At 66.1% G+C, this 15615-nt stretch carries 28 protein-coding genes; all 28 read right to left on the reverse strand.

The annotated features are described in order from the left end of the window. Window positions 1-124 precede the first annotated feature (124 nt). The 28 genes from rplQ to rplD all read right to left on the reverse strand — a co-directional run bounded on the left by rplQ (window position 125) and on the right by rplD (window position 15615). A complete protein-coding gene (rplQ, locus tag ACZ5K7_RS42165) occupies window positions 125-649 on the reverse strand; it encodes a 50S ribosomal protein L17 (protein ID WP_468922673.1) in 525 nt (174 codons plus the stop codon). Window positions 650-810: 161 nt separating this feature from the next. Further along, a complete protein-coding gene (locus tag ACZ5K7_RS42170) occupies window positions 811-1833 on the reverse strand; it encodes a DNA-directed RNA polymerase subunit alpha (protein WP_019055532.1) in 1023 nt (340 codons plus the stop codon). Between the two features lie 124 nt (window positions 1834-1957). Then, window positions 1958-2362, reverse strand: a complete 405-nt coding sequence (gene rpsK / locus ACZ5K7_RS42175; RefSeq protein ID WP_003956432.1) for a 30S ribosomal protein S11 — start codon at window positions 2360-2362, stop codon at window positions 1958-1960. Window positions 2363-2432: 70 nt separating this feature from the next. Then, window positions 2433-2813, reverse strand: a complete 381-nt coding sequence (gene rpsM / locus ACZ5K7_RS42180; protein WP_020941684.1) for a 30S ribosomal protein S13 — start codon at window positions 2811-2813, stop codon at window positions 2433-2435. A 208-nt stretch (window positions 2814-3021) separates the two neighbouring features. Then, window positions 3022-3135, reverse strand: a complete 114-nt coding sequence (gene rpmJ / locus ACZ5K7_RS42185; protein WP_003998809.1) for a 50S ribosomal protein L36 — start codon at window positions 3133-3135, stop codon at window positions 3022-3024. A 61-nt stretch (window positions 3136-3196) separates the two neighbouring features. Further along, window positions 3197-3418 carry a translation initiation factor IF-1 gene (infA, locus tag ACZ5K7_RS42190; RefSeq protein WP_003948620.1) on the reverse strand — a complete coding sequence of 74 codons (222 nt, stop codon included), beginning with the start codon at window positions 3416-3418 and terminating at the stop codon, window positions 3197-3199. 273 nt (window positions 3419-3691) lie between these two features. Further along, entirely contained in the window at window positions 3692-4528 is an 837-nt protein-coding gene (gene map / locus ACZ5K7_RS42195) for a type I methionyl aminopeptidase (protein WP_351693699.1), read from the reverse strand. Between the two features lie 104 nt (window positions 4529-4632). Then, window positions 4633-5298, reverse strand: a complete 666-nt coding sequence (locus tag ACZ5K7_RS42200; protein ID WP_351693701.1) for an adenylate kinase — start codon at window positions 5296-5298, stop codon at window positions 4633-4635. Next, the gene (gene secY / locus ACZ5K7_RS42205) at window positions 5298-6611 is read right to left on the reverse strand and encodes a preprotein translocase subunit SecY (protein WP_351693704.1); all 1314 of its coding nucleotides are present in this window, start codon (window positions 6609-6611) and stop codon (window positions 5298-5300) included. Before secY ends, ACZ5K7_RS42200 begins: the two co-directional genes overlap by 1 nt. 188 nt (window positions 6612-6799) lie before the next feature. After that, complete coding sequence (rplO, locus tag ACZ5K7_RS42210; protein ID WP_007443991.1) at window positions 6800-7255, reverse strand: 50S ribosomal protein L15; 456 nt, start codon at window positions 7253-7255, stop codon at window positions 6800-6802. Between the two features lie 2 nt (window positions 7256-7257). After that, window positions 7258-7440, reverse strand: a complete 183-nt coding sequence (gene rpmD, locus ACZ5K7_RS42215; protein WP_006376032.1) for a 50S ribosomal protein L30 — start codon at window positions 7438-7440, stop codon at window positions 7258-7260. After that, window positions 7440-8045 carry a 30S ribosomal protein S5 gene (gene rpsE, locus ACZ5K7_RS42220; RefSeq protein ID WP_016645168.1) on the reverse strand — a complete coding sequence of 202 codons (606 nt, stop codon included), beginning with the start codon at window positions 8043-8045 and terminating at the stop codon, window positions 7440-7442. The genes rpmD and rpsE overlap by 1 nt, the downstream gene beginning before the upstream one ends. Window positions 8046-8081: 36 nt before the next feature. Beyond that, the gene (gene rplR, locus ACZ5K7_RS42225; protein WP_089099426.1) at window positions 8082-8465 is read right to left on the reverse strand and encodes a 50S ribosomal protein L18; all 384 of its coding nucleotides are present in this window, start codon (window positions 8463-8465) and stop codon (window positions 8082-8084) included. Between the two features lie 3 nt (window positions 8466-8468). Next, entirely contained in the window at window positions 8469-9008 is a 540-nt protein-coding gene (gene rplF / locus ACZ5K7_RS42230; RefSeq protein WP_351693707.1) for a 50S ribosomal protein L6, read from the reverse strand. Window positions 9009-9032: 24 nt separating this feature from the next. After that, window positions 9033-9431: a 30S ribosomal protein S8 gene (gene rpsH / locus ACZ5K7_RS42235; protein ID WP_089099428.1), complete on the reverse strand. Its 399-nt coding sequence runs from the start codon at window positions 9429-9431 to the stop codon at window positions 9033-9035. A gap of 212 nt (window positions 9432-9643) precedes the next feature. Then, window positions 9644-9829: a type Z 30S ribosomal protein S14 gene (locus tag ACZ5K7_RS42240; protein ID WP_003948630.1), complete on the reverse strand. Its 186-nt coding sequence runs from the start codon at window positions 9827-9829 to the stop codon at window positions 9644-9646. Between the two features lie 5 nt (window positions 9830-9834). Further along, a complete protein-coding gene (gene rplE / locus ACZ5K7_RS42245) occupies window positions 9835-10392 on the reverse strand; it encodes a 50S ribosomal protein L5 (RefSeq protein WP_093499638.1) in 558 nt (185 codons plus the stop codon). Next, a complete protein-coding gene (gene rplX / locus ACZ5K7_RS42250) occupies window positions 10392-10715 on the reverse strand; it encodes a 50S ribosomal protein L24 (RefSeq protein WP_030967306.1) in 324 nt (107 codons plus the stop codon). The genes rplE and rplX overlap by 1 nt, the downstream gene beginning before the upstream one ends. 2 nt (window positions 10716-10717) lie before the next feature. Further along, window positions 10718-11086 (reverse strand): 50S ribosomal protein L14, encoded by a 369-nt coding sequence (gene rplN / locus ACZ5K7_RS42255; RefSeq protein WP_003992364.1) that lies wholly within the window; start codon window positions 11084-11086, stop codon window positions 10718-10720. Between the two features lie 130 nt (window positions 11087-11216). After that, on the reverse strand, window positions 11217-11504 hold the full coding sequence (rpsQ, locus tag ACZ5K7_RS42260; RefSeq protein ID WP_351748630.1) for a 30S ribosomal protein S17: 288 nt from the start codon (window positions 11502-11504) through the stop codon (window positions 11217-11219). Then, window positions 11504-11728: a 50S ribosomal protein L29 gene (gene rpmC / locus ACZ5K7_RS42265; RefSeq protein ID WP_010036720.1), complete on the reverse strand. Its 225-nt coding sequence runs from the start codon at window positions 11726-11728 to the stop codon at window positions 11504-11506. The genes rpsQ and rpmC overlap by 1 nt, the downstream gene beginning before the upstream one ends. After that, the gene (gene rplP, locus ACZ5K7_RS42270) at window positions 11728-12147 is read right to left on the reverse strand and encodes a 50S ribosomal protein L16 (RefSeq protein ID WP_030788270.1); all 420 of its coding nucleotides are present in this window, start codon (window positions 12145-12147) and stop codon (window positions 11728-11730) included. The genes rpmC and rplP overlap by 1 nt, the downstream gene beginning before the upstream one ends. 5 nt (window positions 12148-12152) lie before the next feature. Then, window positions 12153-12980 carry a 30S ribosomal protein S3 gene (rpsC, locus tag ACZ5K7_RS42275; protein WP_093499641.1) on the reverse strand — a complete coding sequence of 276 codons (828 nt, stop codon included), beginning with the start codon at window positions 12978-12980 and terminating at the stop codon, window positions 12153-12155. Beyond that, window positions 12980-13327 (reverse strand): 50S ribosomal protein L22, encoded by a 348-nt coding sequence (rplV, locus tag ACZ5K7_RS42280; protein ID WP_003974262.1) that lies wholly within the window; start codon window positions 13325-13327, stop codon window positions 12980-12982. The genes rpsC and rplV overlap by 1 nt, the downstream gene beginning before the upstream one ends. 43 nt (window positions 13328-13370) lie before the next feature. Next, window positions 13371-13652 carry a 30S ribosomal protein S19 gene (gene rpsS / locus ACZ5K7_RS42285; RefSeq protein ID WP_003948639.1) on the reverse strand — a complete coding sequence of 94 codons (282 nt, stop codon included), beginning with the start codon at window positions 13650-13652 and terminating at the stop codon, window positions 13371-13373. 12 nt (window positions 13653-13664) lie between these two features. Beyond that, entirely contained in the window at window positions 13665-14501 is an 837-nt protein-coding gene (gene rplB, locus ACZ5K7_RS42290) for a 50S ribosomal protein L2 (RefSeq protein WP_189268841.1), read from the reverse strand. Window positions 14502-14539: 38 nt separating this feature from the next. Continuing rightward, window positions 14540-14959 carry a 50S ribosomal protein L23 gene (rplW, locus tag ACZ5K7_RS42295; RefSeq protein WP_351693714.1) on the reverse strand — a complete coding sequence of 140 codons (420 nt, stop codon included), beginning with the start codon at window positions 14957-14959 and terminating at the stop codon, window positions 14540-14542. Beyond that, window positions 14959-15615 (reverse strand): 50S ribosomal protein L4, encoded by a 657-nt coding sequence (rplD, locus tag ACZ5K7_RS42300; protein ID WP_351693717.1) that lies wholly within the window; start codon window positions 15613-15615, stop codon window positions 14959-14961. Before rplD ends, rplW begins: the two co-directional genes overlap by 1 nt.

Here is a 15615-nt window from a genome sequence, read left to right on the forward strand (position 1 = left end):
GAGATCCTCTCAGGAACACAGAAGCGGGCCCGCCCCTCGAAAGGAACGGGCCCACCAGCGCGCCCCTCAGGGGCGCGGGGAACTGCGCGACCAGCCACTACGGCGCCGCAGTCAAAGGACGGCCTTACGCCTCCTTCGACTCCTCGGCAGCGTCCTCGGCCTCGTCGGCCTTGGTCACGTCGACCTTGGCGTCCTCGACCTCGACAGTCTCAGCAGCCTTGACCTCGTCGGCGTCCTTGGCGGCACGCCGCGTCGCGGCCTCGGCCTCACCCGTCGCCTGCTGCGCGACCGTCAGCGCCTCGACCAGCTCGATGACAGCCATCGGCGCGTTGTCGCCACGACGGTTACCGATCTTGGTGATACGGGTGTAACCACCCGGACGGTTCTCGTACCGCGGGCCGATCTCGGTGAAGAGCGTGTGCACGATGCTCTTGTCCGTGATGACCTGGAGCACCTGACGGCGGTTGTGAAGGTCGCCCTTCTTCGCCTTGGTGACCAGACGCTCGGCGTACGGCCGCAGACGGCGGGCCTTCGCCTCGGTGGTGGTGATACGGCCGTGCTCGAACAGCGCCTTCGCGAGGTTCGCGAGGAGCAGCTTCTCGTGCGCGGCACTGCCGCCCAGACGGGCACCCTTGGTGGGCTTCGGCATGGTTCTTCTCCTGTGTGTCTGCCCCGGCCGTATCAGGTACCGGAGTCAGTATCCGAGCAGACGGTCGTCTGTCGGAGACCCCGCGCCCCAAGGGGCGCGGGGAACTGCGCGACCAGCCACAACGGTCCCGCAGCCTGGAACGGGCAGTCGGTCCCGAGCTCTTAGTACTGCTCGGTCTCGACGAACCCGGCGTCGACGTCGTCATCGGCCCCGAAGGCGTCAGCCGCAGCCGTCGGGTCGAATCCGGGCGGGCTGTCCTTGAGGGCCAGGCCCATGCCGGCCAGCTTCGCCTTGACCTCGTCGATGGACTTCGCACCGAAGTTGCGGATGTCCAGGAGGTCGGCCTCGGAGCGGGCGACGAGCTCACCCACGGAGTGGATGCCCTCACGCTTGAGGCAGTTGTAGGAGCGGACCGTGAGCTCCAGCTCCTCGATCGGCAGCGCCAGGTCCGCGGCCAGGGCGGCGTCCGTGGGGGACGGGCCCATGTCGATGCCCTCGGCGTCGATGTTCAGCTCGCGGGCGAGACCGAACAGCTCGACCAGGGTCTTACCGGCGGAGGCCATGGCGTCACGGGGACGCATCGCCTGCTTCGTCTCGACGTCGACGATCAGCTTGTCGAAGTCGGTGCGCTGCTCGACACGGGTCGCCTCGACCTTGTACGTGACCTTGAGCACCGGCGAGTAGATGGAGTCGACCGGGATTCGGCCGATCTCCTGGCCCACCTGCTTGTTCTGCACGGCGGAGACGTAACCGCGGCCACGCTCGACCGTCAGCTCCATCTCCAGCTTGCCCTTGCCGTTGAGCGTGGCGAGGACCAGGTCGGGGTTGTGCACCTCGACACCGGCCGGGGGCGCGATGTCGGCGGCGGTGACCAGACCCGGGCCCTGCTTGCGCAGGTACATCACGACCGGCTCGTCGTGCTCCGAGGAGACGACCAGCTGCTTGATGTTGAGGATCAGGTCGGTGACGTCCTCCTTGACGCCCGGCACGGTGGTGAACTCGTGCAGGACACCGTCGATGCGGATGCTGGTGACAGCAGCGCCGGGGATCGACGACAGGAGGGTGCGACGCAGGGAGTTGCCGAGGGTGTAGCCGAAGCCCGGCTCCAGCGGCTCGATCACGAACCGGGAGCGGAACTCGTCGACGACCTCTTCGGTCAACGAGGGACGCTGAGCGATCAGCATGGTGTGGATCCTTCAGTTGCGGGCGCCCGCTATTTGACGCCCTACTGGTACTGCAAGGGTACGGGCGATACGGCCCTTTTACGGAGCCGTACCGCCCGGAAACCTCAGGCCCGAAGGCGTCGCGTCAGACGCGGCGGCGCTTCGGCGGACGGCAGCCGTTGTGCGGGGTCGGGGTGACGTCCTGGATGGAGCCGACCTCGAGGCCCGTGGCCTGCAGGGAACGGATGGCGGTCTCACGACCGGAACCCGGGCCCTTCACGAACACGTCGACCTTGCGCATGCCGTGCTCCTGCGCGCGGCGGGCAGCCGACTCGGCGGCCATCTGCGCGGCGAACGGCGTGGACTTCCGGGAGCCCTTGAAGCCGACGTGGCCGGCGGAGGCCCAGGAGATCACGTTGCCGGACGGGTCCGTGATGGAGACGATCGTGTTGTTGAACGTGCTCTTGATGTGCGCGTGGCCGTGAGCGACGTTCTTCTTTTCCTTGCGGCGCACCTTCTTGGCAGCGCCCTGACGACCCTTGGGGGGCATCTAGTAACTCCTACGGGGAGGTGGTCGGTCCTACAGCGAAGACCGCTGATGAAGCGTTGTCCGCTGTGGACTACTTCTTGCCCGGCTTCTTCTTGCCGGCGATGGCGCGACGCGGGCCCTTGCGGGTGCGGGCGTTGGTGCTGGTGCGCTGACCGCGGACGGGCAGACCGCGGCGGTGCCGCAGACCCTGGTAGCAGCCGATCTCGACCTTGCGGCGGATGTCGGCCTGGATCTCGCGACGGAGGTCACCCTCGGTCTTGATGTTGTTGTCGACGTACTCACGAATCGCGACCAGCTGCTCTTCAGTCAGGTCACGGACGCGGGTGTTCGGGTCGATGCCGGTCTCGGCCAGCGTCAGCTGGGAGAGCGTACGGCCGATGCCGAACACGTAGGTGAGGGCGACTTCCACACGCTTTTCGCGCGGGATGTCAACACCGGAAACGCGTGCCACTTCAATGGCTCCTGGTGATCTTCGGAGGTCTTCCGCAGGACCGGATCCCAGCCGCCGGCCTCTTGTGTTTCAAAGATTTGGTACGGCCTGGGTCCCCGGCCTCCGAACCGGGGGTGTCGAGCCGTCTCCGGCTCGGGTCCTGCGTATGAACAAATTCAGCTTGCGTCGCGCGAATCTCTGCGATGAATGCAGAGGGATCGGTCGTGCGTCAGCCCTGGCGCTGCTTGTGGCGCGGGTTCTCGCAAATGACCATGACCCGACCGTGACGGCGGATCACCCTGCACTTGTCGCAGATCTTCTTGACGCTCGGCTTGACCTTCATGGGATTGAGGTTCTCCGGGTCAGTTGCCGGCAGCCCCGCTCGCACGGGACCTGGGCAAGATCTACTTGTATCGGTAGACGATCCGGCCACGCGTCAGGTCGTACGGAGACAGCTCCACCACGACCCGGTCGTCAGGGAGGATGCGGATGTAGTGCATACGCATCTTGCCGCTGATGTGTGCCAGGACCTGGTGGCCGTTCTGGAGCTCCACCTTGAACATCGCGTTCGGAAGAGACTCGACGACAGTGCCCTCGATCTCGATGGCACCTTGCTTCTTGGCCACGCTTCGCCCTTCGAATCGACTACCTTGATCGACTCCCACGCGTCCCGCTTGGGATACCCCACGGGCGCATGCGGACATGCGGGTGCACGAGAGCCGACGAGTCAGTCTACGTCAGCGCACCCGGAAAGACGAATCGGTGGAGTCTGCCCCACAGAGCAGATCATTAAGCGCACGGAACCACAGCACCCCGTCAGGGGCGCGGGGCTGTTTCGATATGCGGCGCCGCCGCGCGGGCGCGACCAGCCCCCACCCAGCCGCGGCGTCGAAAGGTGCTCAGCCCAGGGGATCCGGCGCAGCCGTGATCCCGTGCTCGGCCAGCTTCGCCTTACCCCCGTCGGGAGACGTCAGCACCAGGGGACCCTCTTCGGTCAGCGCAACGCTGTGCTCCCAGTGCGAGGACCACGTCCCGTCGGTCGTGATGACCGTCCAGTCGTCCTCCAGCACCTCGGTCCGCGGCGTCCCCAGCGACACCATCGGCTCGATGGCCAGGCAGAACCCGGGAACCAGCTTCGGCCCCTTCCCCCGCCGCCGGTCGACGTAGTTCAGCAGGTGCGGGTCCATGTGCATCTCGGTGCCGATGCCGTGGCCGCCGTAGTCCTCGATGATCCCGTACCGGCCGCCGCCCGGCTTCGGCTGCCGGCGGATGTACGTCTCGATCGCCCTGGACACGTCCACCAGCCGGCTGCCCTGCTTCATCGCCGCGATGCCGGCCCACATCGACTCCTCGGTCACCCGGGAGAGCTCGATCAGCTCCGGAGCGTGGCCGGAGCCCACGAAGGCCGTGTAGGCCGCGTCACCGTGCCAGCCGTCGACGATCGCACCGCAGTCGATGGAGATGATGTCGCCGTCCTTGAGGACGACGTTCTCCGCGGGGATGCCGTGGACGACCACGTCGTTGACGGACGTGCAGATGGTGGCCGGGAAGCCGCCGTACCCGAGGAAGTTCGACCTGGCGCCGTGCTCGGCGAGGACCTTGCGGGCCACCTCGTCCAGGTCCTTGGTGCTGGCACCGGGGACCGCCACCTCCCGGGTGGCCGCGTGGATGGCGGCTACGACCAGGCCCGCCGCCCGCATCTTGGCGATCTGCTCGGGGGACTTGATCTGCACCATGGGGGCCTGCGCTCTCCGTCACTCACGTCAACGTCAACCGGATACCTGTACAACAGTACGGCCGCGGCACCCGAGGGGGCACCGCGGCCGGAACCGCCGTGGAACTACTTCTTGTCGTCCTCGTTCTGCCCCAGCGCCTCCAGCGCGCGCCGGGTGATCTCCTCCACCGGGCCAAGCGAGGAGATCGTACGGACCAGGCCCTGCGACTTGTAGTAGTCGATGATGGGCTCGGTCTGTGTGTGGTAGACCTCCAGCCGCGTACGGACGGTGTCCTCGGAGTCGTCGTCGCGCTGGTACAGCTCGCCGCCGCAGATGTCGCAGACACCCTCGACCTTCGGCGGGGTGTACGTCACGTGGAAGACGTGGGACGAGTCGTTGCGGCAGATGCGGCGGCCCGCGATCCGCTTGACGACCTCGTCCTCCGGGACCTCGAGGTCGAGTACCGCGTCGAGCTTGATGCCCTCGCTCTTCAGGAGCTCGTCGAGCGCCTCGGCCTGCGAGACGTTGCGCGGGAACCCGTCCAGCAGGAAACCGCCGGTGGCGTCCGGCTGCTCCATGCGGTCCTTGGCCATGGCGATGGTGACCTCGTCCGGGACGAGGTTGCCGGCGTCCATGTAGGACTTCGCGAGCTTTCCGAGCTCCGTCTGCTGGCTGATGTTGGCCCGGAACAGGTCGCCCGTGGAGATGTGCGGGATCTTCAGCTTCTCGGCGAGGCGAACGGCTTGCGTTCCCTTACCGGCTCCCGGCGGCCCGACGAGGACGATTCGCATCAGCGGAGGAACCCTTCGTAATTGCGCTGCTGGAGCTGGCTCTCGATCTGCTTCACCGTTTCGAGGCCCACACCCACGATGATCAGGATGCTGGTGCCACCGAACGGGAAGTTCTGGCTTGCCCCAAAGCCAACCAACGCCATCGTCGGTACGAGAGCGATCAGGCCCAGATACAGCGAACCCGGCCAGGTGATCCGGTTGAGCACGTACGACAGGTACTCAGCGGTCGGTCGGCCAGCCCGGATGCCCGGGATGAAGCCACCATACTTCTTCATGTTGTCGGCTACTTCTTCGGGGTTGAAGGAGATGGCGACATAGAAGAACGCGAAGAAAACGATGAGCAAGAAGTACAGGGTGATGTAAATCGGGTGGTCACCCTTGGTCAGGTTCGTGGAGATCCACTGCTTCCAGCCCGAGTTGCCGCCGGCGAACTGTGCCACGAGTGCCGGGATGTAGAGCAGCGACGAGGCGAAGATGACCGGGATCACACCGGCCTGGTTCACCTTGAGCGGGATGTACGTGGACGTGCCGCCGTAGGACCGGCGGCCGATCATGCGCTTGGCGTACTGGACCGGGATCCGGCGCTGGGCCTGCTCGACGAAGACCACCAGGGCGACCATGATCAGGCCGACCGCGATGACGGTGCCGAACTCGATCCAGCCGCCCGCCAGGGTGCCCTGCTTCTTGATGGCCCACAGCGCGGACGGGAACGTCGCGGCGATCGAGATGAACATCAGGATCGACATGCCGTTGCCGATGCCGCGGTCGGTGATCAGCTCACCGAGCCACATGACGACGGCCGTACCGGCGGTCATGCAGATCACCATCGTGATGGTGGTGAAGATCGCCTGGTCCGGCACGATGCTGGAGGCGACCGTGCAGCCGGAGAAGAGGGCGCCGCTGCGGGCGGTGGCCACCAGGCCGGTGCCCTGCAGGATGGCGAGGGCCACCGTCAGGTAACGGGTGTACTGGGTGATCTTCGTCGTACCTGCCTGGCCCTCCTTCTTCAGGGCTTCCAGGCGCGGGATGACCACGGTCAGCAGCTGCAGAATGATGCTGGCGGTGATGTACGGCATGATGCCGAGCGCGAAGATCGTGATCTGCAGCAGCGCGCCGCCGCTGAACATGTTGACGAGACCGAACAGGCCCTGGTTGCCGGAGGCCTCGTTCACACACGTCTGGACGGCTTTGTAGTTGACGCCGGGGATCGGGATATGGGTACCGACCCGGTAGACCACGATGATGGCCAGCGTGAAGAGCAGTTTCTTGCGCAGGTCGGGCGTCCTGAACGCCCGGGCGAACGCGGTGAGCACGGTGCCTCCTGCGACCCCCGCGCAACTGCGTCAAGGGTGACGGTCTTGAGGTTCGACGAATGAGGAAAAAGAACAGCGCAGGCCACCTTACCGGCGACCACGCCCCCTAGGAACGACCAACCGGGGATACCCCACTGTGAGGGTATCCCCGGTCGGGATCGCTTACGTCATCGATGACGTCCGAGTGCTCAGACGAGCTCGGTGACGGTGCCGCCGGCGGCGGTGATCTTCTCCTTGGCGGAGCCGGAGACGGCGTCGACCGTCACCTGCAGCGCCACGGAGACCTCACCCTGGCCGAGCACCTTGACGAGGCTGTTCTTGCGAACGGCACCCTTGGCGACGAGCCCCTCGACGGTGACCTCGCCACCCTCCGGGTACAGCGCGGCCAGCTTGTCGAGGTTCACGACCTGGAACTCGGTCTTGAACGGGTTCTTGAAGCCCTTCAGCTTCGGAAGACGCATGTGGAGGGGCATCTGGCCACCCTCGAAGCGCTCCGGAACCTGGTAACGGGCCTTCGTACCCTTGGTACCACGACCGGCCGTCTTACCCTTCGACGCCTCACCACGACCCACACGGGTCTTGGCGGTCTTGGCGCCCGGGGCGGGACGGAGGTTGTGGATCTTGAGCGGGTTGTTCTCCGCCATGATCAGTCGACCTCCTCAACCGTCACGAGGTGGCGGACGGTGTGCACCATGCCGCGGAACTCGGGGCGGTCCTCCTTGACGACCACGGTGTTGATCCCCTTGAGACCAAGGGACCGCAGGGTGTCACGGTGGTTCTGCTTGCTGCCGATGTACGACTTCGTCTGCGTGACCTTGAGGCGAGCCATTACGCACCCGCTCCCGCACGCGCACGAAGCAGAGCCGCGGGGGCGACGTCCTCGAGGGGCAGACCGCGGCGGGCCGCGATCTCCTCGGGACGCTGCAGGCCCTTGAGGGCCGCCACGGTCGCGTGCACGATGTTGATCGCGTTGTCGGAGCCCAGGGACTTCGACAGGATGTCGTGAACGCCCGCGCACTCCAGCACGGCGCGCACGGGACCACCGGCGATAACACCGGTACCCGGCGAAGCCGGCTTGAGCAGGACGACGCCCGCGGCCTTCTCACCCTGGATGGGGTGAGGGATGGTGCCCTGGATACGGGGGACCTTGAAGAAGTGCTTCTTGGCCTCCTCAACACCCTTGGCGATGGCGGCCGGCACCTCCTTGGCCTTGCCGTAACCGACACCCACGGTGCCGTCACCGTCGCCCACCACGACCAGCGCGGTGAAGCTGAAGCGACGACCACCCTTCACAACCTTGGCGACGCGGTTGATCGCGACAACGCGCTCAACGTACGCGGTCTTCTCGGCGGCAGCAGCGCCGCCGTCACGGCCCTTCCGGTCCCGCCGCTCGCCGCCACCGGCACCGCCACCGCGGCGCTGGGGTCCAGCCATTGGATTACCTCTCTCTTTCCGCTAGCTACAAGCGGCTCAGAACTTGAGCCCGGCTTCGCGGGCGGCGTCCGCCAGGGCAGCGATGCGCCCGGCGTACTGGTTGCCACCACGGTCGAACACCACGGCCTCGACACCGGCGGCCTTGGCACGCTCGGCGACCAGGGCGCCGACCTGCTTGGCCTGCGCGGACTTGTCACCCTCGCCACCACGGACCGAGGTGTCCAGGGTGGACGCCGACGCCAGGGTGTGACCCTTGATGTCGTCGATCACCTGGGCCACGATGTGGCGGTTGGAGCGGGTAACGACCAGACGGGGACGCTCCGCCGTACCGGAAATGTTCTTACGGATCCGGATGTGGCGGCGCTTGATCGCGGCGCGCTTGTAGGCGTCGCCCTTGAGGATCTTCTGTCCGTATGCCATGGCTTACTTACCCGCCTTTCCGACCTTGCGGCGGATGACTTCGCCCTCGTACTTGACGCCCTTGGCCTTGTACGGGTCGGGCTTGCGCAGCTTGCGGATGTTGGCCGCGACCTCGCCGACCTTCTGCTTGTCGATGCCCTCGACCGAGAACCGGGTGGGGTTCTCGACCTTGAAGCTGATGCCCTCGGGGGCCTCGACGAGGATCGGGTGGCTGTAACCGAGCGCGAACTCGAGGTTCGAGCCCTTGGCGGTCACGCGGTAACCGACACCGCTGATCTCGAGCTTCTTCACGTAACCCTGGGTCACGCCGGTGATCATGTTCGCCACCAGCGTGCGGGACAGGCCGTGCAGGGCCTTGCTCTGACGCTCGTCGTTGGGGCGGGTGACGTTCAGAACGCCGTCCTCACCCTTGGCGATCTCGATCGGCGCCACAACGGTGTGGGTCAGCGAGCCCTTGGGCCCCTTGACCGAGACCGTCTGGCCGTCGATGGTGACGTCCACGCCGGCGGGAACCGTGATGGGGAGCTTGCCAATACGCGACATAGCTGTTTCCTCCGTTCCCTTCTGCTACCAGACGTAGGCGAGGACTTCCCCGCCTACGCCCTTCTTGCCGGCCTGCTTGTCGGTGAGGAGGCCGTGCGACGTGGAGATGATCGCCACGCCGAGGCCGCCCAGCACCTTGGGCAGGGAGGTGGACTTCGCGTACACCCGGAGACCGGGCTTGGAGATCCGCTTGATGCCCGCGATGGAGCGCTCACGGTTGGGACCGAACTTCAGGTCCAGGACGAGGTTCTTGCCGACCTCGGCGTCCTCGACCTTCCAGCCCGTGATGAAGCCCTCCTGCTGGAGGATCTCCGCGATGTGAGACTTGATCTTCGACGCCGGCATCGTCACGGAGTCGTGGTATGCCGAGTTCGCGTTCCGCAGACGCGTAAGCATGTCTGCGATCGGATCAGTCATGGTCATGAATTGGCCTTCGGCCTCTCTCGCCGGGGTTTCCAGGTGCCCATCCCTCTCCTCGATCCGAGACGAGGCGGGTGCGGTGCGGTGGACCTACGGCGTAGTAAGTCGTACGGGCGACCGTCAGGCGCCCAACCCTCCAAGCCTAAGCCATGAAGAGGTGGGCACCTGACACGCCCATTGCTTACCGAGAGCCTCCGGAATCCCTAAAAGGGGGATTACCAGGAGCTCTTGGTCACGCCCGGCAGCTCGCCACGGTGAGCCATCTCACGAAGGCACACGCGGCAGAGGCCGAACTTGCGGTACACGGAGTGCGGACGGCCGCAGCGCTGGCAGCGCGTGTAGCCACGCACACCGAACTTGGGCTTGCGAGCAGCCTTGGCAATCAGAGCCTTCTTCGCCATCTCGCTCACGCCTCCTTGAACGGGAAGCCGAGGTGACGAAGGAGCGCGCGGCCCTCAGCGTCGTTGGTCGCCGTGGTGACCACGGTGATGTCCATACCCCGGGTACGGTCGATCTTGTCCTGGTCGATCTCGTGGAACATGACCTGCTCCGTGAGACCGAAGGTGTAGTTGCCACGGCCGTCGAACTGCTTGGGGGACAGACCACGGAAGTCGCGGATGCGCGGGAGCGCGAGCGACAGGGTGCGGTCCAGGAACTCCCACATGCGGTCGCCACGGAGCGTGACGTGGGCACCGATCGGCTGACCCTCACGCAGCTTGAACTGCGCGATGGACTTGCGGGCCTTGGTGACGGCCGGCTTCTGACCGGTGATCGTGGTCAGGTCGCGGATCGCGCCCTCGATCAGCTTCGAGTCACGGGCGGCGTCGCCGACACCCATGTTGACCACGATCTTGACGAGGCCGGGGATCTGCATGACGTTCTCGTACTTGAACTCGTCACGCAGCTTGCCCGCGATCTCCTCGCGGTACTTCAGCTTCAGACGCGGAGCAGTGGTGGTAGCCATCAGATGTCCTCACCCGTCCGCTTGGCAACGCGGATCTTGTTGCCTTCGTCGTCGAAGCGGTAACCGACACGCGTGACAACCTTGTTGCCGTCCTTCTCAACGACCAGCTGGACGTTGGAGACGTGGACGGGCGCCTCGGTCGTGACGATGCCGCCGGCCTGCGAACCGCGAGCGGTCGGACCGGCCTTGGTGTGCTTCTTGACCCGGTTGACACCCTCGACCAGGACCCGGTCCTCGCGGGGGTAGGCCGCGATGACCTTGCCCTGCTTGCCCTTGTCCTTACCGGTGATGACCTGGACCAGGTCGCCCTTCTTGATCTTCATGCTTACAGCACCTCCGGAGCCAGCGAGATGATCTTCATGAACTTCTTCTCGCGCAGCTCACGGCCGACCGGGCCGAAGATACGGGTGCCACGAGGGTCGCCGTCGTTCTTGAGAATGACAGCGGCGTTCTCGTCGAAGCGGATGTACGAGCCGTCCGGACGGCGGCGCTCCTTGACGGTGCGAACGATGACCGCCTTGATGACGTCACCCTTCTTCACGTTGCCGCCGGGGATCGCGTCCTTGACGGTGGCGACGATGACGTCACCGATGCCCGCGTAGCGGCGACCGGAGCCACCGAGCACACGGATGCAAAGGATTTCCTTCGCACCAGTGTTGTCGGCGACGCGCAGTCGCGACTCCTGCTGGATCACGTCTATCTCCTGTGTGTCTGCCGGTTCCCGGCAGGGGTCCTGTTACGGAACCCCTGCCGAGCCTGGCGGAACTGTCCTGCGAGGGATGCCCCGCAGGAACTTACTTTTGGAATTCCCTTGCGGGAATTACCTACTTGGCCTTCTCGAGGATCTCGACGATGCGCCAGCGCTTCGTCGCGGACAGCGGCCGGGTCTCCGCGAGGAGGACACGGTCGCCGACGCCCGCGGCGTTCTGCTCGTCGTGCGCCTTGAGCTTGTTCGTACGGCGGATGACCTTGCCGTACAGCGCGTGCTTGACGCGGTCCTCGACGGCGACGACGACGGTCTTGTCCATCTTGTCGCTGACGACGAGACCCTCACGGGTCTTGCGGAAACCGCGCGCCTCGGTTGCGTTCTCAGTCACGTTGCTCTCGCTCATCAGGCGCTCTCCACCGTCTCGATGCCCAGCTCGCGCTCACGCATCAGGGTGTAGATCCGCGCGATGTCCTTACGGACGGCCTTGAGCCGACCGTGGTTCTCGAGCTGACCCGTCGCCGCCTGGAAGCGGAGGTTGAACAGCTCTTCCTTGGCCTCGCGGAGCTTGTTCAGAAGCTCCTCGTTGCCCAGCTCGCGCAGCTCGGACGCCTTGGTACCGGCCGACATCACGCTTCACCTGCCTCGCGCTTGACGATCCGGCACTTCATCGGCAGCTTGTGGGCTGCGCGAGTCAGGGCCTCACGGGCGATCTTCTCGTTGGGGTAGGACAGCTCGAACATGACCCGGCCCGGGTGCACGTTCGCGATCCACCACTCCGGAGAACCCTTACCGGAACCCATGCGGGTCTCGGCAGGCTTCTTCGTCAGCGGGCGGTCCGGGTAGATGTTGATCCAGACCTTGCCGCCACGCTTGATGTGGCGGGTCATCGCGATACGAGCCGCCTCGATCTGGCGGTTGGTCACGTACGCCGGCGTGAGGGCCTGGATGCCGTACTCGCCGAACGCGACCGTGGTACCGCCCTTGGCCTCACCACGACGCTTCGGGTGGTGCTGCTTGCGGTGCTTGACCCTACGGGGGATCAGCATGTCGGTCAGGCCTCCGTTCCGGTGCTCTCAGCAGCCGGAGCGGCGGCGGCCTCGGCCTGGGGGGCCTCGGCAGCGGGAGCCTGCTGCGGCTTGCGACCGCGCCGCTCGCCACCACGGCCACCACGGGCCGGGCGGTCACCAGCGCCACCGCCACGGGCCGGGCGGTTGCCGGCACGGGCTGCGGCGTTCTCGGCGCGGACCTCGGCGATGTTCTTGACGTCGCCCTTGTAGATCCAGACCTTCACACCGATACGGCCGAAGGTCGTCTTGGCCTCGAAGAAGCCGTAGTCCACGTTCGCGCGGAGCGTGTGCAGGGGCACACGGCCCTCGCGGTAGAACTCCGAGCGGGACATCTCGGCGCCGCCGAGGCGGCCACCGCACTGGATCTTGATGCCCTTGGCGCCGGCCTTCATCGCCGACTGCATGCTCTTACGCATGGCGCGACGGAAGGAGACGCGGGAGGACAGCTGCTCGGCGACGGCCTGGGCCACCAGCTGAGCGTCCGTCTCCGGGTTCTTGACCTCGAGGATGTTCAGCTGGACCTGCTTGCCGGTCAGCTTCTCCAGGTCACCGCGGATGCGGTCGGCCTCGGCGCCGCGGCGGCCGATGACGATGCCCGGACGCGCGGTGTGGATGTCCACGCGGACACGGTCACGGGTGCGCTCGATCTCGACCTTCGAGATACCGGCGCGCTCCATGCCGGACGTCATCATCCGACGGATGGCGACGTCTTCCTTGACGTAGTCCTTGTACAGCTTGTCGGCGTACCAACGCGACTTGAAGTCGGTCGTGACACCGAGCCGGAACCCATGCGGGTTTACCTTCTGGCCCATTACCGGGTTCCTTCCTTGCTGCTGACGACCACGGTGATGTGGCTGGTCCGCTTGCGGATCCGGTAGGCACGGCCCTGGGCGCGCGGCCGGAACCGCTTCAGGGTCGGACCCTCGTCGACGTACGCCTCGGAGATGAAGAGGCTGTCGGCGTCGGTGTGGTCGTAGTTGTGCGCGGCGTTGGCGATGGCGCTGTCGAGCACCTTGCCGACCGGCACGGAGGCTGCCTGCGGAGCGAATCGCAGAACAGCCTGGGCCTCCGTGGCATCCATGCCACGGATGAGGTCCACCACGCGGCGGGCCTTCATGGGCGTGACGCGGATGTACCGCGCCTGGGCCCTGGCTTCCATGGTTGTCCCTTCAGTTTCTTACGTGTCTGAATGCGATCCGCTGTTAGCGGCGCTTCGACTTCCGGTCGTCCTTGACGTGGCCCCGGAAGGTGCGGGTCGGCGAGAACTCGCCGAGCTTGTGGCCGACCATCGACTCGGTGACGAACACCGGGATGTGGGTCTTGCCGTTGTGCACCGCGATCGTGTGACCGAGCATGGCCGGGACGATCATCGAGCGACGGGACCAGGTCTTGATGACGTTCTTGGTGCCGGCTTCGTTCTGGACATCCACCTTCTTGATCAGGTGGTCGTCTACGAAGGGCCCCTTCTTCAAGCTACGAGGCATCTCAACCAGTCCTTAACGCTTCTTGTTCGTCTTGCGGCGGCGGACGATGTACTTGTTCGACGCCTTCTTGGGCGAACGAGTACGACCTTCCTTCTTGCCCCACGGGGAGACGGGGTGACGACCACCGGACGTCCGGCCCTCACCACCACCGTGCGGGTGGTCGACCGGGTTCATGACGACACCACGGACGGTCGGGCGAACGCCCAGCCACCGCTTGCGGCCGGCCTTGCCCCAGTTGATGTTCGACTGCTCGGCGTTGCCGACCTCACCGACGGTGGCGCGGCAGCGCGCGTCCACCATGCGGATCTCGCCGGACGGCATACGGAGGGTCGCCATGGCGCCCTCACGGGCGAGCAGCTGCACCGAGGCACCCGCGGAACGGGCGAACTTGGCGCCACCACCGGGACGGAGCTCGATCGCGTGGATCGTGGTACCGACCGGGATGTTGCGGAGGGCCAGGTTGTTGCCCGGCTTGATGTCGGCCCCGGGACCGTTCTCCACGGTGTCGCCCTGCTGCAGGTTGCGCGGGGCGAGGATGTAGCGCTTCTCGCCGTCCGCGTAGTGCAGCAGCGCGATGCGCGCGGTGCGGTTGGGGTCGTACTCGATGTGCGCGACCTTCGCCGGCACGCCGTCCTTGTCGTGACGACGGAAGTCGATCACTCGGAAGGCGCGCTTGTGTCCGCCACCCTGGTGGCGAACGGTCACACGACCGGCGTTGTTACGGCCGCCCTTGCTGTGCAGCGGGCGGACCAGCGACTTCTCCGGCGTGGACCGCGTGACCTCGACGAAGTCGGCGACGCTGGCGCCACGACGGCCCGGCGTAGTCGGCTTGTACTTGCGGATTCCCATTTCTCAGTCCTCGTCCGATATCGGACGATCCGACCCGCTTACGCGGTCGGACCGCCGAAGATGTCGATACGGTCGCCCTCGGCGAGGGTCACGATCGCGCGCTTGGAGCCCGCGCGCTGACCGAAACCGGTCTTGGTGCGCTTGCGCTTGCCCTGGCGGTTGAGGGTGTTGACCCCGGTGACCTTGACGTCGAAGACCGCCTGGACGGCCTGCTTGATCTGGGTCTTGTTGGCGCCCGGGGCGACGATGAACGTGTACTTGCCCTCGTCCAGAAGCGCGTAGCTCTTCTCCGAGACGACCGGCTTGAGCAGCACGTCACGGTGGTCCGTGAAGGACTTGCTCAGCGGGGTCTCGACGGTGTTCTTGCCCTCGGCCTCGTGGCGGCGCGCCTTGGCGACGCGCGCGGCCTTGGCGGCCTTGGCGGCCTTCGAGGCGATGCTCGGGTGACGGGTAGCCATCAGACCTCGGTCCCTTCGGTGTCGTTGGCCTTCGGGCCGGCGACGAAGGACTCGAGAGCGGCCTGGGTGAAGACCACGTCGTCCGAGACGATCACGTCGTACGTGTTCAGCTGGCCCGGCTCCAGGATGTGGACCTGGGGCAGGTTGCGGGCGGACAGCCACGCGGCCTCGTCGGCGCGGTCGACGACCAGGAGCAGGTTCTTGCGCTCCGAGATCTTGCCGAACAGCGTGCGAGCGGCCTTGGTGCTGGGGTTCTCGCCCTCGACCACGCCGGAGACGACGTGGATGCGGTTGTGGCGCGCCCGGTCGGTGAGGGCGTGACGCAGAGCGGCAGCCTTCATCTTCTTCGGGGTGCGCTGCGAGTAGTCACGCGGCTGCGGGCCGTGGACGACGCCACCGCCGGCGAACTGCGGGGCGCGGGTCGAGCCCTGACGGGCGCGGCCGGTGCCCTTCTGGCGGTACGGCTTCTTGCCGCCACCACGGACCTCGCCACGGGTCTTCGTCTTGTGTGTGCCCTGGCGGGCGGCCGCGTTCTGCGCGACGACGACCTGGTGGATCAGCGGGATGCTGACCTTCTCCACGCCGAAGATCTCCGCGGGGAGCTCGACGCTTCCGGTCTTCTCGCCGGCAGGCGAAAGGATGTCAACAGTGCTCAT

It is taken from the genome of Streptomyces sp. NPDC031497 (assembly GCF_055580905.1).